We start from the raw sequence: 1,602 nt of genomic DNA, 5'->3' as shown, positions 1-1,602 counted from the left end.
ACCGGTGACCTCGAAGGTGGTTGAGCCGATGAAGGTGCGGGGGGTGCCGGAGAGCAAGGGAACTCCTCGAGGTGGTGGTGGCGGTGCGGTCAGGTAGAAGAGTCGACCCGGCGGCGGGTGCGTCTCACCGGGAAAATCGCCGGGATCGGCCACGTCAGTGGCCCTACTCGCAGGACCGTTCCCGGTGGCGCCCGTGCCGGGCTTACCGGGAACGGCGAGGTGAGATGGGTGGCCGCAGGCCTTCAACCGCTGGCTCCGTCGACAGGCCGGGCGCGGGGGTCGGGCGACGGCGGGCAGGGACATGCTCTTGGGCGGGGCGGCCTCTCGGCGACGGCCGAACCCTGGTTCTCTGACGGCGTATCAAATCTGACCCACTTGGTGATCTTCATCTGACCCTGCCTTGGTGATCAAGGTCAGGAGGGAAGAGGTGATCCACGTGGAACACTGGGCAGAGATCCGCCGGCTGCACCGGGCCGAGCAGATGCCGATCCGGGCGATCGCCCGGCACCTGGGCATCTCGAAGAACACGGTGAAACGCGCGCTCGCGCATGACCGGCCGCCGCAGTACGAGCGTCCGGCGAAGGGCTCGGCCGTGGACGCGGTCGAGGTGCAGATCCGCGAGCTTTTGCGGGAGACGCCGACGATGCCGGCGACGGCGATCGCGGAGCGGATCGGCTGGCAGCGCGGGATGACCATTCTGAAGGAACGGGTGCGCGAGCTGCGGCCGGCGTACTTGCCGGTGGACCCGGTCTCACGGACGACGTATCGGCCGGGCGAGCTGGCCCAGTGTGACCTGTGGTTTCCCGAGGCTGACATCCCGCTGGGCCACGGGCAGACGGGACGGCCGCCGGTGCTGGTGATGGTGTCCGGCTATTCACGGGTCATCGCTGCGAGGATGCTGCCCTCGCGGCGGACCGGGGACCTGATCGACGGGCACTGGCGGCTGCTGACCGCCTGGGGCGCCGTCCCCAGGATGCTCGTCTAGGACAACGAGGCCGGTGTCGGCAAGGGCCGGGTCACCTCGGAGTTCGCCGCGTTCGCGGGTCTGCTGGCCATCAAACTCCCCCGCCGCGATGATCCGCGCCGACCGGGACGCCGGGCTGCGGCCGTTCCTGCTGGTGGCCACCGCCGGCACCACCGACACCGGCACCGTCGACCCGCTGCCTGAGCTGGCCCACCTGGCCCGCCGCGAGGACGTGTGGTTCCACATCGACGCGGCCTACGGAGGCTTCTTCCGGCTCACCGCACGCGGCGCAGAACGCCTCGCCGGTATCGAGCAGGCCGACTCGATCACCCTGGACCCGCACAAGGACCCTGTTCATGCCGTTCGGCACCGGCGCCCTGGTCGTCCGCGACATCGCCGCCCTGCACGCCGCGCACGACGGCACCGGCAGCTACCTCCAGGACATGCAGGCGGCGGGGGGCGTCCCGGACTCCGGTCACCTCGGGCCCGAGCTGACCCACGAGATCCGCGGTCTGCGGGCCTGGCTCCCCCTGCACCTGCACGGGGTGGACGCCTTCCGCGAGGCCCTGGACGAGAAGCTCGACCTGGCCGAACACGTCCACGACACGCTGTCCGGCGTCGCGGAGCCGGAGGTCCCG

The 1,602-nt window shown here is 70.7% G+C and carries 3 pseudogenes; all 3 read left to right on the top strand.

The annotated features are described in order from the left end of the window. Nucleotides 1–427: 427 nt before the first annotated feature. Nucleotides 428–1,093: pseudogene (locus ACIBJF_RS53360) on the top strand (helix-turn-helix domain-containing protein); the annotation flags it as partial. Continuing rightward, nucleotides 1,074–1,250 (top strand): annotated as a pseudogene (locus tag ACIBJF_RS53355) (pyridoxal-dependent decarboxylase); the annotation flags it as partial. The pseudogenes ACIBJF_RS53360 and ACIBJF_RS53355, both read left to right, overlap by 20 nt. Before the next feature lie 70 nt (nt 1,251–1,320). After that, nucleotides 1,321–1,602: pseudogene (locus ACIBJF_RS53350) on the top strand (amino acid decarboxylase); the annotation flags it as partial.

Source organism: Streptomyces sp. NPDC050743 (assembly GCF_044456925.1).
Lineage (GTDB): Bacteria > Actinomycetota > Actinomycetes > Streptomycetales > Streptomycetaceae > Streptomyces.
This window is presented reverse-complemented; position numbering and strand designations above follow the sequence as displayed.